The organism is Streptomyces sp. NPDC102258 (genome assembly GCF_055584685.1).
Window position 1 is genome coordinate 367,694 of sequence record NZ_JBVJLO010000001.1, and the last position, 17,199, is coordinate 384,892.

Consider the following 17,199-nt stretch of genomic DNA (forward strand, 5'->3'; position numbering starts at 1 on the left):
CCGTCCGGGTGGCGCGCTGCCACCGTCCCCACGAGGCAGCGCGAGCAGGTCACCGTCCGGTCATCGTGGACGGCGGCCCGCCGATAAGAGGGGCATCAGGGGGTGATGCCGAGTGCGGGCAGCAGGGAGACGTCGACGAACCTGACCAGGTAGTCGGCGTCGGCGTACCGCCCCTCCAGGACCGGCCGGATCCGCAGGACGCCCATCAGCTGCGCCGGCAGGAACTCCACGGCCGGATGGTCCGCGGCGATCTCGCCCCGGGCCACCGCCCGGGCCACGATCGCGTCGAACGCCGTCAGCTCGGGCTCCACCAGCGCCTCGCGCAGGGCGCCCTGGAGCTCCTCGTCGCTGAGCACGGCGTGCCCGAGCGCCTGGGTGAGCCGGGTGTCGCGCCCGGAGGTGCCGGCGGCGATCCGGGCGGCCTCGCGCAGGTCGCCGACCAGGGTCCCCGTGTCGACGTCGGCCAGTGACCGGTCGCTGCGGCTCGCGCGCAGGGCCGCGGCCACCAGCTGGGGCTTGGTCTTCCACTGCCGGTAGAGCGTGGACTTGCCACAGCTGGCGCGGGCGGCGACGCCCTCCATCGTGAGGGCCTCGTACCCGTGCTCGCGCAGCTGCTCCAGGACGGCGTCGTAGAACTCCCGCTCACGCTCCGGCGTGATCTTGGAGCGGCGCGCGGTGGTGACCTGCGGCGTCGACGTCATGAGGGGCGGCTCTCCTCGCGGATTCCTGGGCGGCTGCGTCCGGTGCGTCCGGTGCATGCCGTGCTTCCGAGTGTACGGCTACGACAGCGTATCGGTACACCCGCGTATCGATACGCAAATGTATCGATACACTGGCGTGTCGATAGGAAGCGGTTCCCCGACCGACGGCACGCCGCCGAGGAGCCGCGACCACACCCGAAAGAAGTGAGACCGGGGGATGACCTCCCACACCACGCCGGGCCGCCGAGCGGCCGGAACACCGGACGCGCGCCGCCGGCTCATACGCGAGCTGCTGCTCGTCGCGGGCCTGTTCGCCGTCTACAAGGCGGGCCGGACGCTCTCGACGGGCCGCACCGAAGAGGCCTTCCGCAACGCGGGCCGCGTGTGGGACGCCGAGCGCGCCCTGCACCTGCCGGGCGAGGGCATCGTCCAGCGGCTGCTGCTGCATTCCGACGCCGTCGTCCACACCGCGAACACGTACTACGCCACCGTGCACTTCCCGGCCACCGCGCTGTTCCTGATCTGGCTCTACCTGCGCCGGCCGCGGCACTACCTGTGGACCCGCCGGGTCCTCGCCCTGCTGACCGGCGCCGCCCTCGCCCTGCACCTGTCGTTCCCGCTCGCGCCCCCGCGGATGCTGGACGCCGCGCACCTGGTGGACACCGGGCAGGTCTACGGCCCCAGCGTCTACCGGGCCGCCCCCGCCGCCGACACCATGGCCAACCAGTTCGCCGCGATGCCCTCGCTGCACTTCGGCTGGGCCCTGATGCTGGCGCTCGGCATGATCGCCGCGACCCGCTCGCGGTGGCGCGTCCTGTGGCTGCTGCACCCGCTGATCACCCTGCTGGTGGTCGTCGGCACCGCCAACCACTACTGGCTCGACGCCCTCGTGGCCACCGCGCTGCTGGCCGCCGCCCTCCTGGTCGTCCCGCGCCCCCGGGCGGCCCGCACCCCCGCGTCGGCCGAACCGCCGGCCGCCGTCCCCGCCACCGCCGCTGCCTCTGCCGTCGGCGGGGGCGGGGGCGGGCGGGTCTCGGGTGCCGCTGCCGCGCCGGGCGGCGACGGTCCGAGACCCCTGGCGGACCGGGGCGCCGCGAGACCCGGGTCCGGGCTTGGTGACGCGGCCGCCGCGCTGCCCGCGCCCGTTCCCGTTCCCGTCGCCGTGTCCGCCGGAGCGGGACGGTGAACGCCACCGCCCTCGCCGTGGCGCTCTGCCTCGCCTCCGCCGCGACCTACGCCGCCGCCGCCGTGGCCCAGGAGCGGCTCGCCCGCCGCGCCGTCGCCCGCACCGCCGCGGCCCTGCTCGGCAACGGCGCCTGGTGGTGGTCGGCCGGACTGAACGCCGCCGCCGCGCTGCTGCACGCCGCCGCCCTGCGCTACGGCCCCCTCACGCTGGTCCAGCCGCTCGGCGCGCTGACCCTGGTGGCCGCCGTTCCGCTCGGGGCCCGGGGCGCCGGGCGGCGGGTCGCCGCCACCGAGTGGCGCGGCACCCTGGCCACCGTCGCCGGACTCGGACTGCTGCTGCTCCCCGCCTCCGGCCCGGCCCCCGACGACACCCTCACCCTCGCCGAGGCCTTCGCCGTCTCCGGCGCCACCGCCGCCGTGATCGTCCTGCTCACCGCCCGCAAGGACCCCCGCTCCGGCCTGCGCCACGCCACCGCCTCCGGGCTCGCCTCCGCCGCCGCGTCCGCCCTGACGCAGACCGTCGCGGTGACGGGCGGCCGGGGCGGGGCCCTGCTCAGCGGCCGGGTCGTCACGGTGGCCCTGCTCGTCGTGGTGTTCGCGGTCGGCGGGATGCTGCTCTCACAGCGCGCCTACCGGGGCGGCCTCGGCGCCCCGCTCGCCGTGGTGAACCTGGCCAACCCGCTCGCCGCGGCCGCCATCGGCATGGTCCTGCTCGGCGAACGGATCCAGGGCGGGGTGCTCGGCGTCTCCCTCGCCGTCGCCGGAGCCCTCGCCGCCACACGCGGGGTCCTGCTGCTCACCCGTACCGCCCCCGCCGCTCCCGCCGCCGCGCCCGCGCAGCGCCCCGACACCGCCTCCCTCCCGGCCGGTCACGTCCCGGCCTGACCGGCCCCGGGGGAGCGGGGCCGGGCTCCGCCCCCGCCGGAGAACCGATTCCCCGGCGCAGGCGTCCTCCCAGGTGAGAGACGTAGACCAACGAGCGGAGCGAAACGACCATGGGCATCATCGGCTGGATCATCCTCGGTCTGCTGGCCGGCGCCATCGCCAAGGTCCTGCTGCCCGGCCGGGACCCCGGCGGCCTCATCGGCACCACCCTCATCGGCGTCGCGGGCGCCTTCATCGGCGGCTGGCTCTCCGCGAAGTTCCTGGACCGCCCCATACAGACCCAGTTCTTCGACCTCGCCACCTGGGGCTCCGCCATCGCCGGCTCCCTCGTCCTGCTGATCGGCTACCGCATCCTCTTCGGCAACTCCCGCGACTGAGCCCCGGAGCACTGACACCTCGGCCCCGCCGTATGTTTCACGCCACCCGCACATCACGGGGCCTGGCGGCGCGGGGCCGTGACCGGTTTCACTGCGGGCCCATGAGACGACACCGGATCATGGGCCTGCTCGGCGCGCTCACCCTCGCCGCCGCGGCCCTCGCGACCCCCGCCGCGGCCGCCCCGGCCGGCCCCACCCCGCCCGCCGAGTTCGGCACCGACTGGCACGACCCCCTCACCGTCGCCCCGCCCCCGGAACGGCCCCGGACCCGCTCCTGCGCGGTCACCCTCGCCGAAGCGCAGTTCCGGGACTTCACCCCCTACCGGGGCGGCTACACCCCGCCCACCGCCTGCGGCCGCTCCAACTGGGCCAAGGTCGTGCTGCGCCTCGACGGCAAGGTCAAGGGACGCCAGTACGACCGCCTCGGCAACCTCACCCTCGGCGGCGTCGAGATCCTGCGCACCTCCACCCCCGAACCCTCGCCCGACGGCATCGCGTGGTCCGTGGAGAAGGACGTCACCTCCTACCGGGACACCCTCAGCCGCCCCCAGCCCGTCGAGATGCTGATCGGCAACGTCGTCGACGACACCTACACCGGAGTCATCGACGTCAAGGTCACCCTCACCTTCTACGCCGCCGACGGCCGCACCCCCGCCCCCGACACCCCCGACCAGGTCCTCCCGCTGCCCGCCGCCGGCACGGGCGGCGCCACCGTCACCACCGCGCGCAACACCGAGCGGCTCCTCGCCGAGGTGTACGCCACCGGCTCCGGCGGAGGCTGCGAGGAGTACTGGTACCTCACCGTCCCCGACGCCGCCCCCTACTCCTGCAAGGCCGCCGACGGCCCGCACCGCGAGGTCCGGATATCCGTCGACGGACAGCTCGCCGGCCTCGCCGCACCCTTCCCCACCGTCTGGACCGGCGGCTGGTCCAACCCCTTCCTCTGGTACGTCGTCCCCGGCCCCCGCGCCTTCGACGTCCAGCCCGTCCGCTACGACCTCACGCCCTACGCCGCCCTCCTCAACGACGGCCGCCCGCACCGGATCGAGGTGTCCGTCGCCGGGGTGCCCGCCGGGCAGAGCGGCTGGAGCGCCCCGGCCAACCTGCTGCTCTGGCAGGACCACGGCCGCGAGGTCGTCACCGGCGCCCTGACCCGGCACGAGGAGACGGCCCCGACCGGCCATACGCGCTGGACCCCGGCCCCCGCCCCCGGCGCCGAACACCGCCTCGACACCGACGGCGCCCACCGCCTCACCGTCGCCGGACACCTCGACACCTCCCACGGCCGCGTCACCACCACCGTCACCCGGGACGTCCGCGCGACCTCCGCGCACCGCTGGACCGAGGGCGAGGACCGCGACGCCCTCACCGCCGAGTGGAACGACGAGGAGAGCGTCACCCGGGGCGCCACGACCACCCGCACGCACCGCACGTACACGATGGACGGCGCCACCACCCTCGGTGCCGGGGACCGGCTGCGCACGGTCCTCTCCCTCGGCGACCGGGCCGACACCGTCACCCTGCGCGGCGGCCGCGAGACCGGGCGCACCCGGCTCGACGACGGCTACACGGGCGACGCCTCGTACACGGCGAACGTCCCGCGCGAGCAGCGGCACGCGATCGCCGCCACCACCGCCCGCTACCGCCTGTACGGGGCGGAGCCGGGGCACGGCTGCTACGACCGTACGGTGACCACCGAGCAGGGCACGGTGACGGCGGACCGGCGCCGCTGCTGAGGCCGACGGCGCCGGGCCCGGTGTGGCGCGCCCGCGACCTCGCGCTCCATCGCGAGGCCGCCCTCACGGAGGTGCGCCCGCCGGGCCCGGCCGCCACCACGACCGCCGCCCGGCCCGCCCTGCTCGACCGTTCCGCCCACGATCTCTCCGCACCGCAGTGCTCTCCTCGCGCCGCGTCGTCGTCGGCCCGTGGATGATGGACCACGTCCCCTGTACGCGGGACCACCACGGTTCCAAGGAGCACGCCACCATGCCCACCTGGCGCACCACCCTCACCCGGGCGGGAATCACCGCCCCCCGCCTCCGGGAGGACTACACGCACGCCGCCCGCCGGGTCCTGCGCCGTGAACCCGCCCCCTACCTCACCCTGCGCCTGCTCGCCGCGCCGGAGCTGGTGCCCTGGCTCACGGCCGGCCTCGCCTTCATGAACCGGGTCGACGACGTCGCCGAGGGCGGCCCGGCGGCCGAGCGGCCCGCCGCGACAACCGCCCTCGCCGCCCGTACCGCCCTGGCCCTGGAGTCCGGCCACGATCCCGATCCGCTCCTGCGCGCCTACGCCCACGCCGTACGCGCCCGGGAACTGCCCGCGCACTGGATCACCCGCTTCCTGGACGGCGCGGCCACCGCCGAAGCGGCCTTCGACGGCTTCGCCGCCGAGGAGGACTTCCAGGCCTATCTCGACGCCTACGCCTGGCCCGGGGTCCTGGTCTTCACCGGCCTCCAGTACCAGGGTGGCCCCGACGCCGAACAGGCCGCCGGCTGGCGGCTGTTCGTGGACGCCGCCCAGCGCGTCGACTTCCTCGCCGACCTGTGCGGCGACCTCGCCGAAGGCCGGCTGTGCATCCCGCGCTCCCGTCTCGACGAGCACGGTGTGACCCGCGCCGACCTGGAAGCGGCCCGCGACACCCCGGGCGTACGCGCCCTGCTCGCCGCCGAATGCCGGCGCGCGCACCGCCCTGGCCGCCGCCGACGGCATCCAGGACCTGGTCGCGCCGGGCCTGCGCCCGGTGGTCGCCGCCATGACCGAGCTGATGGCCCACCAGCTGGCCGGCGTGGAACGGGCGGGCTCCGCCGCCCTGCGCCGCGACACCGGCTACAGCGTCACCGCGCCCGTGCGCACCCTGCTCCGCGCCCGCGCCGGTACCCGTACCGGTGTCCGCTCCCCGGCCGCCGCAGCACCCCGCCCGCCGGCCGCCCCGTGACATTCGTACTCCCGCGTTTCGTACAAGCGGATCTGCCGCCGCGCCCGCCCCGCTTCCTACGGTGGGAGTCATGAAGCGCGAACGGCGAGACGCAGACACGGGCGACACGGGCGACACGGGCACCGGCGCAAGGGCCGGCCGGACAGCGGCCTGCGGGGCGGCGGGGCGCGAGGGCGAGGAGGACCCCGGGCACCTGCCCGGGACGATGCTGCCGCGCAACGCCCTGACCCTGCTGCCCTGGCTGCTGCTGGGCATGGGAGCCGTCTCCAACATCGTCCAGGGCAAGACCCCCAGCCCCTGGATCGGTGCCTTCGGCCTGCTCGTCTTCAACTCCCTGTACGTCACCCTGGTGTTCCGGGCCTTCCACCGCGAGACGCGGGAGGCCCCCGTCACGCGCTGGTGCCTCGCGGCGCTGGGCCTGGTCACCTGCGCCCTCGCCCTGGCCTACGGCGGCACCTGGCTGCTGTTCTTTCCCCTGCTCGGGCTCGCCACCGGCGCCGTCCTGCGGGGCCGCCGGCTCGGGCAGGTGATGATCCTGGTGACCACCGTGGCCGGGGTCGTCGCCGGTCGGCAGCAGGGTCTGGGCGCCATCGGCATCGCCTACGGGACCTTCCTGTCCGGCATGGTCACCGCCGCCCTGCTGGCCCTGTCCGGAACGGTCAAGGAGCTGCGCGACACCCGCCAGGAACTGGCCCGGGCCGCCGTGGACGAGGAACGGCTGCGTTTCTCCCGGGACCTGCACGACCTCCTCGGACACACCCTGTCGGTGATCGTCGTGAAGTCGGAGGCCGCCCGCCGGATCGCCCCGCGCGACATGGACGCGGCCCTGGAGCAGGTACGCGACATCGAGTCGGTGGGCCGCCAGGCCCTCACCGAGATCCGGGAGGCCGTCACCGGCTACCGCGCCGCGAGCCTGGAAGCGGAGCTGGACCGGGCCCGCAGCGCGCTCACCGCCGCCGGCATCGAGCCCTTCGTACGCCGCTCCGGGCCCCCGCTGCCGGCGCAGACGGCCGCCCTGCTGGGCTGGGTGGTCCGCGAGGCCACCACCAACGTCATCCGGCACAGCGGCGCGGCCGGCTGCGAGATCGAGCTGAGCGGCGCGGACGGCCGGGCCCGGCTGGTGATCACCGACGACGGGCACGGCGTAGGCTCGGCTCCGCCGGGCAGCGGGCTCACCGGCCTGCGCGAACGGCTCGCCGCGGCGGGCGGCACCCTCGCCGGCGGTCCCGCCCCGGGCGGCGGCTTCCGGGTGAGCGCCGAGCTGCCGGTGGAACCGACGGGCGACGAGGACGGGGAGAAGCGATGATCAGGGTCCTGCTGGCCGAGGACCAGGGCATGATGCGCGGCGCGCTCGCCCTGCTGCTCGGACTGGAGGAGGACATCGAGGTCGTGGCACAGGTCGCCGCGGGGGACGAGATCGTGCCCGCCGCGCTCGACGCCCGACCCGACGTGGCCCTCCTCGACATCGAACTCCCGGGCCGCAGCGGCCTCGACGCCGCCGCCGACCTGCGCACCCGGCTGCCGGACTGCCGGGTGCTGATCCTGACCACCTTCGGCCGGCCCGGGTACCTGCGGCGGGCGATGGAGGCGGGGGCCGCCGGGTTCCTGGTGAAGGACGGACCGGTGGAGGAACTGGCCGCCGCCGTACGGCGGGTGCTGGCCGGCGAGACCGTCATCGACCCCGCGCTGGCGGCCGCCGCCCTCGGCGCGGGGCCCAATCCGCTGACCCCGCGCGAGACCGACGTCCTCAACGCCGCCGCCGACGGGGCGACCGTCGCCGACATCGCGGCGCGGGTGCACCTGTCGGAGTCGACCGTACGGAACTACCTCTCGGCTGCCATCGGCAAGACCGGGACGCGCAACCGGATGGAAGCCGTCCGCGCGGCCCGTCGGCAGGGCTGGCTCTGAGGGGACGGCCCGTCAGTACGCGCCGTTGACGTTGTCGATGGAACCGTAGCGGGCCGCCGCGTAGTTGCAGGCCGCGGTGATGTTGGCGACCGGGTCGTAGGAGTCCATCGGCGTGCCCGGCACGTGGTAGGCGCGGAAGGTCGGGTCGATGACCTGAAGCAGCCCCTTCGAGGGGATGCCGGCCGCGGCGTTGGAGTCCCAGTTGTTGATGGCGAGCGGGTTGCCGGAGGACTCGCGCATCACGTTGCGGTGAATTCCGTTGTAGCTGCCGGGAATTCCGTGCCGGGCCATCACGTCGAGGGACTGGCGGATCCAGCCGTCGAGGTTGTTCGCGTACGTCGTCGCCGCGGCGGGTATCGCGGAGGCCGTCGTGGCCTTGGCGGCGGCGGTCTTCGCCGCGGCGCCGAGGCTCAGCGTGAGACCGGGCTGGATGACCGACGGATTCGCGCCGATGACGGTGCGGTTGGCGGCGTAGAGGGCCTGCCAGCCACCGGTCACGGAATGCTCGGCCGCGATCTTCGAAAGGGTGTCGCCGCCGACCACGGAATAGGTGCGGGCCACGGCCGCCTTTTCGGCGGCCGGCTTCAGCGCCGGCTGGATCGCGGCCTGGGCGGTGGGCTGGGCGACGGCCGCACCGGCCGTGGTCGCGCTGATCAGCGGAAGGGCGAGCGCCGCCCCGCCGGTGCCGGCGAAGGCCAGCCGACGGGCGAGGGGGTGCTGCTTCGGCCTGCGGTGCTTGCCCTTTGCGGACATGGCGCATTTCCTCACGTGGGGGGACGGGAGAGCCCCGGCGAGAGCCGGATTCGGCACGGGGCCGCCGGGAATGAGGGTGACCGTAGGCGAATGCGCGGCGCCGGAACAAGACGCGAATTCGGCGGGGAGATCGACTTCTCCGTCAGGGTCCGGTAAATGACCTTGAATGGTTCAACGGAAAAGCGCCGATTCCCTTTCCTGGAAAAGGGAATCGGCGCTGCGTCGAAATTGATGTTGACCGGACGGGGGTGACTCACATCACGGTTTGCGGGCCCGTGGCGGGTGATCGCGCAATACGGTCAATTAGCCGCCCGATGCGCTCGATTGGGGCGACCGGCGCGATGGTGGCGAATCGCCCATTGCGGGCTCTTTCCGGCGTCGTCCGCCTCAAATTCCGGCCAGCTCCTTGAGTGTGACCTCCACCGCTTCCGACGACGCCGGCAGCAGGGGCAGGCGTACGTCCGGGGTCGGGATCCGGCCCTGGGCGTGCAGCACCGCCTTGACCACCGTCGGGTTGGGCTCCGCGAAGGCCGCCGCCGAGACGCGGGCCAGCGCGTGGCCCAGCGCCCGGGCGCGCGGGACGTCACCGGCCCGCCAGGCCGCCGCGAGCTCCACGAAGCGCTCCGTCGCCAGGTGCGCCGAGGCCAGGATCCCGCCCGACGCGCCGAGCGCGAGCAGCGGTGACACGTACGCGTCGTCCCCGGCCAGTACGGAGAAGGCCTCCGGGAGGTCGCCCAGCAGGGCGACGGTGTCCTGGTCGATCCCGCCCGCCGCGTACTTCACCCCGGCCACCCCCGGCAGGGACCCGATCGCCCGCAGCGCGGCCGCGTCCAGCGGCTGTCCGGTGCGGTACGGGATGTGGTAGACGACCAGCGGTACGGGGCTCACCTCGGCCAGCCGCGTGAAGTGCGCCAGCACCCCGGCCGCCGAGGGCCGTACGAACGCCGGCACCGTCACCAGCGCCGCCCCCACCCGTGGCCACCGCGCCAGCCGGGCCAGCGCCGCCTCGCTCGCCCGCGTCCCGCTGGCCCCGGCGCCCACCATGAGCAGGGCGCCGCGCTCCCTGCTCACCCGCGCGCAGACCTCGGTGACCAGGTCGCGCTCCGCCTCGTCCAGCGTGGCCACCTCGGCGGTGGTGCCGAGGGCCGCGATCCCGGCCGCGCCCGCGTCGAGCACCTCGTGCGCGAGCGCCTCCAGGGCGTCGGCGGCGACGCTCCCGCTCCGGTCGAAGGGGGTGACGAGCGGGACGTGGATCCCGTCGAGTGTCAGGCCGGCGGCCGTCGTGGTCGCGGGTGTGTCCATGCCGGTGTCCGTTTCCGATCTCATGGGACGAGCTTCACCCACCCCGAGCGTCGAATCCAGTTCGCTTTTCTTACCCGAACCGTAAGCTGATCCGATGCTCGACGTACGCCGCCTGCGGCTCCTGCGTGAACTCGCCCGCCGCGGCACCATCGCCGCCGTGGCCGAGGCGCTGGCCTTCAGCCCCTCCGCCGTCTCCCAGCAGCTGACCGTCCTGGAGCGGGAGGCCGGCCTGCCGCTGCTGGAACGGACCGGGCGGCGGGTCCGGCTCACCCCGGCCGCCCAGAACCTCGTCCGGCACGCCGACGCGGTCCTGGAGCGCCTGGAGCGGGCCGACGCCGACCTCGCCGAGGCCCGCAGCGGACTGGCCGGAGCTCTGCGGATCGGGTCCTTCCCCACCGCCACCCGCGCCATCGTGCCGGCGGCCCTGGTGCGGCTGGCCCGCCGCCACCCGGGGCTGGAGCCGATGATCAGCGAGACCGACCCGGCGGCGGTCGCGCACGCGCTGCGGGCCGGGGACCTGGACGTGGCGCTGGTGCACGAGTACGACTTCGTCCCCACGCCGCCGGAACCGGGACTGGCCACGCGGCCGCTGTACGGGGAGGCGATGTACCTGGCGGCTCCGGTGACCGATCAGGCAGATCAGGCCTACACCGGTTCCGCCGACAACGCCGCCGCTCCCGCCGCCGGTCCCGGGCAGGACGCCGTGCTGCGCGTGCACCGGGACGCGCCCTGGATCACCGCCACCCCCGGCACGCTCTGCCACGCCATGACCGTGCGGGCCTGCCAGGCCGCCGGCTTCACCCCGCGGGTCCGCCACCAGGTCGACGAGTTCGCCACGGTCCTCGCGCTGGTCGCGGCCGGCCAGGGTGTGGCCGTCGTACCGCAGCTCGGCGTGGACGCTCCGGCGGATCCGGCCGTCGTCCTGACCCGGCTGCGCATGGAGCGGCGTACGAAGATCGCCTTCCGGGGCGGGGCCGGGACGCACCCCGCCGTGGCCGCCTTCGCCGCCGCGCTGCGGGCCGCCGTACCGCCGGAACTGGCCGCGCCGGGCACGGAAGCGTGACGCGGCTCCCGGACCGGTCGGCGCCCGTGTACGTTCGATGATCCAGACCGATCCGAACGGACAGAACGGGGTACGACGTGACGCATCGCGTACGAGGGGTCATCGCGCGGAGCAAGGGCGCACCGGTGGAGACGACCACGATCCTCGTGCCCGACCCGGGGCCCGGCGAAGCCCTGGTCAAGGTCCAGGCCTGCGGGGTCTGTCACACCGACCTGCACTACCGCGAGGGCGGTATCAACGACGAGTTCCCCTTCCTCCTGGGCCACGAGGCGGCCGGAATCGTCGAGTCCGTCGGCCCGGACGTCACCTCCGTCGCCCCCGGGGACTTCGTGGTCCTCAACTGGCGCGCGGTGTGCGGCACCTGCCGGGCCTGCAAGCGGGGCCGCCCCTGGTACTGCTTCGCCACGCACAACGCCACCCAGCCCATGACCCTGGAGGACGGCACTCCGCTCTCCACGGCCCTCGGCATCGGAGCCTTCGCGGAGAAGACCCTGGTCGCGGCCGGGCAGTGCACCAAGGTCGACCCGGCCGCCTCCCCGGCCGCCGCCGGACTCCTGGGCTGCGGGGTCATGGCCGGCCTCGGCGCCGCCCTGAACACCGGCAACGTCGGGCGCGGGGACTCGGTGGCCGTCATCGGCTGCGGGGGAGTGGGCAACGCGGCGGTCGCGGGCGCGCGGCTGGCGGGCGCCTCGAAGATCATCGCGGTGGACCTGGACGACCGGAAGCTGGAGTGGGCGCGCGGGCTCGGCGCCACCCACACCGTCAACGGCCGCACCGAGGACGTGGTGAAGGCGATCCAGGCCCTGACCGACGGCAACGGCGCCGATGTCGTCATCGAGGCGGTGGGCCGCCCCGAGACGTACCGCCAGGCCTTCTACGCGCGCGACCTGGCGGGCACGGTGGTGCTGGTCGGCGTGCCGACACCGGAGATGAAGCTCGAACTCCCCCTGCTGGACGTCTTCGGCCGCGGCGGCGCGCTGAAGTCCTCCTGGTACGGCGACTGCCTGCCCGAACGGGACTTCCCGCTGCTGATCGACCTGTACCTGCAAGGCCGCCTGGACCTCGACGCCTTCGTCTCGGAAACCATCCCCCTCGACGGCGTCGAAGCCGCGTTCACCCGCATGGAACACGGGGAGGTCCTCCGCTCGGTGGTCGAACTCTGACCACCCCCGCGGCCCCCCGTCGGCCTCGGCGCCCCGGGCGGTGCCGCGGGGTTCGCGGCGGGGTGGCCGAACCGCTCAGGCGCCGTTCCCGACGCCACGGTCGGGTGCGCCCATGTCCCCCGTCGCGGGCGCACCGGCGGCGAGCCCGTAGCGCAGGTGGACGGTGCCCTTCGGCCCTGCCGCCGGAGGTTCGAGGAGGGTGAGGCTGGTGGGTACCGTGCCGCTGTCGAACACCTTCTTGCCCACACCGAGCAGGATCGGGTGCACCCAGAGGTCGAGACGGTCGAAGAGCTTCTCGCGCAGGAGGCTCTGCACCAGGTTCAGACTGCCGACGACCTTCACGTTCTCGTGCCGTTCGCGGATCTCGCGCACCGCGGCGGCGAGGTCCGGGCCGAGCTGCGTGGATCCGGCCCACGACAGGTCGGGCTCGCCGCGCGAGGCCACGTACTTCGGGACGGCGTTGAAGAGCGTGGCGATCTCACCGTCCTCGCCACCGCCCTTCTGGCGGGGCCAGTAGGCGGCGAAGATGTCGTACGTCCGCCGGCCGAGCAGGAGGGCGTCCGTGCCCTCGTACGCGGCGGCGATCTGCTTCCCGCCGACCTCGTCGACCAGGGGCGCCTGCCAGCCGCCGAACGGGAACCCCGCCGGGTCCTCGTCCGGGCCGCCGGGCGCCTGCCCGACGAGGTCGAGGGTCGCGAACATCTCGATGTGGATCAGGCCCATGGCTTCCTCCGGTGAGTCGGTCGTCTCCGTCGAGAGGTAGACCGGCGCAGGCCCACGAACTCATCGACACGACACGAATCCGGCGCCGACGGGCCTTACGGCGTATCCGCGAGGGTCTCCGGCCCCGCGCCCCGCACCGCCGCCATCGACCTCCCGGCCACCTCGCTCATCCGGCGCTCGCCGAGGTCCAGGACCGGGGTCGGGTTCGAGAGGCCGTGGGCTGCCAGCAGGTTCATCAGGGCCCAGATGACATCGGGGCGCCCCGTCACGGGCAGTTCCCGGCGGTCCGGGGTGATGACCTTGGCTTCCGCGGTGCCGGCGAGGAGGTGCGTACGGGCCCAGTCGATCACGTACGACCTGCCGTTCGGGGCGGCGTAGAGGACGACCTCCGTGGTGCGGTGCAGGACGGCGAGGTAGTCCAGCGGCACCGTCAGGCGCCGGGCGGCGTCGAACGGGGGCGTGCCGTCGGGGGATGGACGCGCAGCACCGTGTCGAGGACCGGCCCGTGGTCCTGGAAGGTGTGGGTAGAGCTCATGTGCAGGAACCTGGCGCGTACGAGAACGCCACCGCGGCGCGACCACCGTCGGCCGACGGAGCCGAACGCCGCGGGCCGGCCCGGCAGGCCGTCCACGATCCACCGGGCCTCCTCGCCCGGCTCGGTCACCGGTGCCCGGTCCTCGGGAAGGGCCCGGTCCTGTTCTGCCACGGCGGCGTAGCGCGCGGCCGTGGCCGCGTCCAGGCGCCGGAGGTCGATGGTGTCACCGACCATCTCGACGCCTCCGGCATCCTCGGAGATCCGCATCTGGCGCAGCAGGCGGCCGGGGCGCCGGGTCACCTCGGTCAGGCGGCCTTCGAGGTCGATGATCCGGCTGGTCCTCGTGCCCGCGAGCAGGGCGCTGCGCGGCCACAGGGGGGTGACCTTGCGCGGCGTGCGCGGATCGGCCGAACAGGGCGGACCGGCGCGGTCGTCGGCGCCGGTTTCCGAATCGACGAGGACGGCCAGGCGGCCCGCCGTGACCGCCGACAGGCACAGGGACGGCACGCGCCACTCGCCCGTCACCTCGAACCCGCCGCCGGACGCACCGGTCTCCCCGGCGCCGCGCACCCACAGCTTGAGCCTGATCAGCGGCGTGAACTCGTTGGGGGTGTAGCTGCCGGGGTAGCTCGTGTACGTCGCCTCCCCCCGCGGGGAGTACCGCACGAGCGAGGCCTCCAGGACGTCCGCCCGCGCCCGCCGTGCTCCGGGATTCCCCTCAGGGGACGGCGGCGCCCACAGCACGAAGCTCTCGTCTCCGTACGGTATGTCCGGCTGCTTCTTCGCCCTGTCGGCACGGGTGACGCGGGGGAACTGGTTCCGCGCGGCTGCGCGGGCCATGAAGGGGATGGCGGCCGTGCAGACCACTCCCATGGTCAGCGGAATCCAGGCCCATCGCTCCCCGTGCCACCAGAACGCGAACCCCACGACGAGTCCGACCGGCCCCGGAGCGCACCAGACGGTGGCCAGCAGCAGATAGGCGACCATCACACTGGCGTAGCTACGCATGGGCCCCCGCCTCGTCATCGTCCCTCGTCGTCCCCCTGCCCCGCTCACCGTGCGCCCGCGGCACGAAGCGTGACCGGGGCACCACCCCGCCGGACCTCATCCTTCCGTCGCCCCGGCTGTGGCACCACCCGTCAGGAGGGGCGGATCCGGAAGGGACGGCCTAGGGTGCGGCGTATGAGTGAACGAAGCGAGCAGGAGGGGCCCTTGCGGCCCATGCCCACCGACTGGCAGCGGGCCCTCGCGGTGGTGGCGCACCCCGATGACCTGGAGTACGGCTGCGCCGCGGCCATCGCCGACTGGACGGACGGCGGTCGCGAGGTCGTCTACGTCCTGGCCACTCGCGGCGAGGCGGGGATCGACACCATCGACCCGGCCGCGTGCGCCCCGCTGCGCGAGGCCGAGCAGCGGGCGAGCGCGGCCGTCGTCGGGGTTTCCACAGTGGAGTTCCTCGACCACCGCGACGGGGTCGTCGAGTACGGCCTCGGCCTGCGCCGGGACATCGCGGCGGCCATCCGGCGGCATCGCCCCGAACTGGTGATCACCCTCAACCACCGGGAGACCTGGGGCGGCCCCGGCGGCGGGGGAAACTGGAACACCCCCGACCACCAGGCCGTCGGCCGGGCCACCCTGGACGCCGCGGGAGACGCGGGCAACCGCTGGATCTTCCCCGAGCTGATCTCCGAGCAGGGCCTGGAGCCCTGGGACGGCGTGCGCTGGGTCGCGGTGGCCGGCACCGCCACCCCCACCCACGCGGCCGACGCCGGCCCCGGACTGGAACGCTCCGTCAGGTCCCTGATGGCGCACAAGGCGTACATCGAGGTGCTCACCAAGCAGGACCCCGAAGAGTACGTACGGGCCTTCCTGACCGGTAACGCCGAGCGGGTCGCCCCCCGTTTCGACGGTCGGCCGGCGGTGGCGTTCGAGGTCTTCCCCCGCTGACCCGCACCGCCGTAATCTGATGCTCCATCAGATGAGTCGGGCGGGCCGGGGGTGTGCGGCGCAACATGATCGACACCGTCTCCACGGAGATCGACGAGGGCGCGGAGCGGGTCCGGCTGGAGGTCGAGGACGGCATCGCGCTCCTCACCCTCTGCCGGCCGGACCGGCTCAACGCCTGGAGCTGGGAGTCCACCCGCCAGCTGGGCCTGCTCGCCGACCGGATCCGCTTCGACCCGGCGGTGCGCGCCGTACTGCTGCGCGCGGAGGGCCGGGCCTTCTGCGCGGGCATCGACGTCACCGCCCCCGGCGGCGCCATCACCGGGGACTCGCCCGCCGAGCGGACCCGGAACTACTACGAGGGCATCCGCTGGGTCCACGAACGCTTCGCGGTCCTCGCCCGCCTCCCCCAGCCGGTGGTCGCCGCCGTCCAGGGCTACTGCCTCGGCTTCGGCTTCGAACTCGCCCTCATGGCCGACCTCCGCGTCGCCGCCGAGGACGCCGTCTTCGCCCTGCCCGAGGCCCGGCTCGGCGTCGCGGTGGACGCCGGGGGCGATCTGCGGATCGCCCGGGAGGCCGGCGCGGGCTGGGCCAAGTACCTCGCCCTCACCGGCCGCCGCATCGACGCCGCGACGGCCGAACGCCGCGGCCTGGTCCAGCTGGTGGTCCCCCCGGGCGCGCTGGAGGAGACCGCCCGCGAGCTGACCGCGGAGATCGCGGCCAACGCCCCGCTCGCCGTCCAGGGCATCAAACGCGGCATCGACGCCTACGCCGACGCCGCCCTGCCCGCCGCCCTGGACCGGGTCGCCATGACGGCCGCCCTCACCCTGACCTCGGAGGACTCCCGCGAGGGCTACGGCGCCCAGGCCGCCCGGCGCCCCCCGCGCTTCAGGGGAGCGTGAGCACGGGCCGGACGCTGAAGCTGTCCCAGGCGTACGTCGCGTCCGGGCCGTACGCGAACTCCGCCATCCCCGCGTTGCGGTGCGCGGTGGCCAGCGGCAGCCAGCCCAGCAGCGTTCCGTATCCCCCGCAGACGGCTTCGCCGCCGTCCCCGCCGTGGACGGCCCCGCGGTCGTCGCTCAGTTCCGCCGCGTAGCTGTCGTAGGCGATGCGCAGTCCGAACGCGTTCGGCTCGTCGCGGATCCCGCCGTCCCCGTACGCGGGCTCGTCGAGCGGGCACGTGTCGCCCCAGCGGAAGAGGGTGCCGGCGCCGGCCCCGCAGGCGTGCTCCCACTCGTCGGCGCGCGGCATCCGCAGCCCGCGCGCCGCCAGCGCGGCCGCCATCTCCTCCGGCGGCTCCGGCAGGGCCTCGTCCCGTACCGCCATCAGGACGGTGGCCAGTTCCACGGTCCGCACCGGGCTCAGCTCACCGGCGAGGTGGCTCCGCAGGTCCGGGGCGGTGGCGAAGCCCTCGGCGCGGCTCTCCGCGTAGTCGGCCTCCTGCGCGGGCGTCGGCCGCCACGCCTCCGGATCGAAACCGAGCCGCAGCCGCCCCCCGGGTATGAGCGCGAACTCCTGGCCCTCCCGCTCGATCCGCACCCGGGGGAAGGGGCCGCCGAGGTGTTCGCCGGTCCCGACCGCGAGCACCCGGCCGCCCACCCGGGCGGCGGCCTCCTCGGCGAAGCGGCGGGCGGCGGCGGTGTCGAGCGATCGCCACCGCTCGAAGGTCATGTCGGCGAGAGTCATGGTCCGATCCTGACACCCCCCACTGACAACGCCGTC

At 74.6% G+C, this 17,199-nt stretch carries 18 protein-coding genes; 11 read left to right on the plus strand and 7 right to left on the minus strand.

From position 1 onward, the window contains the following. Nucleotides 1–95 precede the first annotated feature (95 nt). Nucleotides 96–701, minus strand: a complete 606-nt coding sequence (locus ACZ6ZT_RS01720) for a TetR/AcrR family transcriptional regulator (RefSeq protein ID WP_469714559.1) — start codon at nucleotides 699–701, stop codon at nucleotides 96–98. 217 nt (nucleotides 702–918) lie between these two features. Here ACZ6ZT_RS01720 and ACZ6ZT_RS01725 point away from each other — a divergent pair, with 217 nt between their 5' ends. The 7 genes from ACZ6ZT_RS01725 (at nucleotide 919) to ACZ6ZT_RS01755 (ending at nucleotide 7,994) form a co-directional block, all read left to right on the plus strand. Beyond that, a complete protein-coding gene (locus ACZ6ZT_RS01725) occupies nucleotides 919–1,887 on the plus strand; it encodes a phosphatase PAP2 family protein (protein WP_469714561.1) in 969 nt (322 codons plus the stop codon). Beyond that, nucleotides 1,884–2,771 (plus strand): hypothetical protein, encoded by an 888-nt coding sequence (locus tag ACZ6ZT_RS01730; protein ID WP_469714563.1) that lies wholly within the window; start codon nucleotides 1,884–1,886, stop codon nucleotides 2,769–2,771. The genes ACZ6ZT_RS01725 and ACZ6ZT_RS01730 overlap by 4 nt, the downstream gene beginning before the upstream one ends. A gap of 110 nt (nucleotides 2,772–2,881) precedes the next feature. Next, on the plus strand, nucleotides 2,882–3,148 hold the full coding sequence (locus tag ACZ6ZT_RS01735) for a GlsB/YeaQ/YmgE family stress response membrane protein (protein WP_469714564.1): 267 nt from the start codon (nucleotides 2,882–2,884) through the stop codon (nucleotides 3,146–3,148). Nucleotides 3,149–3,249: 101 nt separating this feature from the next. Next, complete coding sequence (locus tag ACZ6ZT_RS01740; protein ID WP_469714565.1) at nucleotides 3,250–4,884, plus strand: peptide-N4-asparagine amidase; 1,635 nt, start codon at nucleotides 3,250–3,252, stop codon at nucleotides 4,882–4,884. Between the two features lie 157 nt (nucleotides 4,885–5,041). After that, entirely contained in the window at nucleotides 5,042–6,160 is a 1,119-nt protein-coding gene (locus ACZ6ZT_RS01745) for a squalene/phytoene synthase family protein (protein ID WP_469714567.1), read from the plus strand. Continuing rightward, nucleotides 6,157–7,392 carry a sensor histidine kinase gene (locus tag ACZ6ZT_RS01750; protein ID WP_469714568.1) on the plus strand — a complete coding sequence of 412 codons (1,236 nt, stop codon included), beginning with the start codon at nucleotides 6,157–6,159 and terminating at the stop codon, nucleotides 7,390–7,392. Before ACZ6ZT_RS01745 ends, ACZ6ZT_RS01750 begins: the two co-directional genes overlap by 4 nt. Continuing rightward, complete coding sequence (locus ACZ6ZT_RS01755; protein WP_469714569.1) at nucleotides 7,389–7,994, plus strand: response regulator; 606 nt, start codon at nucleotides 7,389–7,391, stop codon at nucleotides 7,992–7,994. Before ACZ6ZT_RS01750 ends, ACZ6ZT_RS01755 begins: the two co-directional genes overlap by 4 nt. A gap of 12 nt (nucleotides 7,995–8,006) precedes the next feature. On the opposite strand, the gene ACZ6ZT_RS01760 is transcribed toward ACZ6ZT_RS01755, so the two are convergent. Further along, the gene (locus ACZ6ZT_RS01760) at nucleotides 8,007–8,747 is read right to left on the minus strand and encodes a transglycosylase SLT domain-containing protein (protein WP_469714570.1); all 741 of its coding nucleotides are present in this window, start codon (nucleotides 8,745–8,747) and stop codon (nucleotides 8,007–8,009) included. A 387-nt stretch (nucleotides 8,748–9,134) separates the two neighbouring features. Then, a complete protein-coding gene (locus tag ACZ6ZT_RS01765) occupies nucleotides 9,135–10,073 on the minus strand; it encodes a dihydrodipicolinate synthase family protein (protein ID WP_469714571.1) in 939 nt (312 codons plus the stop codon). Between the two features lie 70 nt (nucleotides 10,074–10,143). Here ACZ6ZT_RS01765 and ACZ6ZT_RS01770 point away from each other — a divergent pair, with 70 nt between their 5' ends. Continuing rightward, nucleotides 10,144–11,112 (plus strand): LysR family transcriptional regulator, encoded by a 969-nt coding sequence (locus ACZ6ZT_RS01770; RefSeq protein WP_469714573.1) that lies wholly within the window; start codon nucleotides 10,144–10,146, stop codon nucleotides 11,110–11,112. 77 nt (nucleotides 11,113–11,189) lie between these two features. Continuing rightward, entirely contained in the window at nucleotides 11,190–12,275 is a 1,086-nt protein-coding gene (locus ACZ6ZT_RS01775) for an S-(hydroxymethyl)mycothiol dehydrogenase (RefSeq protein ID WP_469714575.1), read from the plus strand. 75 nt (nucleotides 12,276–12,350) lie between these two features. Here the strand turns inward: ACZ6ZT_RS01775 and ACZ6ZT_RS01780 are convergent, their stop codons facing one another. The 3 genes from ACZ6ZT_RS01780 to ACZ6ZT_RS01790 all read right to left on the minus strand — a co-directional run bounded on the left by ACZ6ZT_RS01780 (nucleotide 12,351) and on the right by ACZ6ZT_RS01790 (nucleotide 14,541). Next, a complete protein-coding gene (locus ACZ6ZT_RS01780; protein WP_469714577.1) occupies nucleotides 12,351–12,998 on the minus strand; it encodes a dihydrofolate reductase family protein in 648 nt (215 codons plus the stop codon). A gap of 95 nt (nucleotides 12,999–13,093) precedes the next feature. Next, a complete protein-coding gene (locus ACZ6ZT_RS01785; RefSeq protein ID WP_469714578.1) occupies nucleotides 13,094–13,426 on the minus strand; it encodes a hypothetical protein in 333 nt (110 codons plus the stop codon). A 2-nt stretch (nucleotides 13,427–13,428) separates the two neighbouring features. Further along, nucleotides 13,429–14,541: a hypothetical protein gene (locus ACZ6ZT_RS01790; RefSeq protein WP_469714580.1), complete on the minus strand. Its 1,113-nt coding sequence runs from the start codon at nucleotides 14,539–14,541 to the stop codon at nucleotides 13,429–13,431. Between the two features lie 174 nt (nucleotides 14,542–14,715). Between ACZ6ZT_RS01790 and ACZ6ZT_RS01795 the strand changes: the two genes are divergently transcribed. Further along, nucleotides 14,716–15,480 (plus strand): PIG-L deacetylase family protein, encoded by a 765-nt coding sequence (locus tag ACZ6ZT_RS01795; protein WP_469714582.1) that lies wholly within the window; start codon nucleotides 14,716–14,718, stop codon nucleotides 15,478–15,480. Nucleotides 15,481–15,545: 65 nt separating this feature from the next. Continuing rightward, nucleotides 15,546–16,379 carry an enoyl-CoA hydratase/isomerase family protein gene (locus tag ACZ6ZT_RS01800; protein ID WP_469714584.1) on the plus strand — a complete coding sequence of 278 codons (834 nt, stop codon included), beginning with the start codon at nucleotides 15,546–15,548 and terminating at the stop codon, nucleotides 16,377–16,379. On the opposite strand, the gene ACZ6ZT_RS01805 is transcribed toward ACZ6ZT_RS01800, so the two are convergent. Next, a complete protein-coding gene (locus ACZ6ZT_RS01805; protein WP_469714586.1) occupies nucleotides 16,366–17,163 on the minus strand; it encodes a hypothetical protein in 798 nt (265 codons plus the stop codon). The two genes, ACZ6ZT_RS01800 and ACZ6ZT_RS01805, sit on opposite strands and share 14 nt — an antisense overlap. Nucleotides 17,164–17,199 lie beyond the last annotated feature (36 nt).

What these genes read in the sequence shown, in the direction of transcription:
- ACZ6ZT_RS01720 (WP_469714559.1), bottom strand. Translation starts at nt 701, where the DNA reads ATGACGTCGACGCCGCAGGTCACCACCGCGCGCCGCTCCAAGATCACG.
- ACZ6ZT_RS01740 (WP_469714565.1), top strand. Translation starts at nt 3,250, where the DNA reads ATGAGACGACACCGGATCATGGGCCTGCTCGGCGCGCTCACCCTCGCC.
- ACZ6ZT_RS01780 (WP_469714577.1), bottom strand. Translation starts at nt 12,998, where the DNA reads ATGGGCCTGATCCACATCGAGATGTTCGCGACCCTCGACCTCGTCGGG.
- ACZ6ZT_RS01805 (WP_469714586.1), bottom strand. Translation starts at nt 17,163, where the DNA reads ATGACTCTCGCCGACATGACCTTCGAGCGGTGGCGATCGCTCGACACC.
- ACZ6ZT_RS01800 (WP_469714584.1), top strand. Translation starts at nt 15,546, where the DNA reads ATGATCGACACCGTCTCCACGGAGATCGACGAGGGCGCGGAGCGGGTC.
- ACZ6ZT_RS01770 (WP_469714573.1), top strand. Translation starts at nt 10,144, where the DNA reads ATGCTCGACGTACGCCGCCTGCGGCTCCTGCGTGAACTCGCCCGCCGC.
- ACZ6ZT_RS01790 (WP_469714580.1), bottom strand. Translation starts at nt 14,541, where the DNA reads ATGCGTAGCTACGCCAGTGTGATGGTCGCCTATCTGCTGCTGGCCACC.
- ACZ6ZT_RS01760 (WP_469714570.1), bottom strand. Translation starts at nt 8,747, where the DNA reads ATGTCCGCAAAGGGCAAGCACCGCAGGCCGAAGCAGCACCCCCTCGCC.
- ACZ6ZT_RS01725 (WP_469714561.1), top strand. Translation starts at nt 919, where the DNA reads ATGACCTCCCACACCACGCCGGGCCGCCGAGCGGCCGGAACACCGGAC.
- ACZ6ZT_RS01795 (WP_469714582.1), top strand. Translation starts at nt 14,716, where the DNA reads ATGAGTGAACGAAGCGAGCAGGAGGGGCCCTTGCGGCCCATGCCCACC.
- ACZ6ZT_RS01765 (WP_469714571.1), bottom strand. Translation starts at nt 10,073, where the DNA reads ATGAGATCGGAAACGGACACCGGCATGGACACACCCGCGACCACGACG.
- ACZ6ZT_RS01750 (WP_469714568.1), top strand. Translation starts at nt 6,157, where the DNA reads ATGAAGCGCGAACGGCGAGACGCAGACACGGGCGACACGGGCGACACG.
- ACZ6ZT_RS01735 (WP_469714564.1), top strand. Translation starts at nt 2,882, where the DNA reads ATGGGCATCATCGGCTGGATCATCCTCGGTCTGCTGGCCGGCGCCATC.
- ACZ6ZT_RS01755 (WP_469714569.1), top strand. Translation starts at nt 7,389, where the DNA reads ATGATCAGGGTCCTGCTGGCCGAGGACCAGGGCATGATGCGCGGCGCG.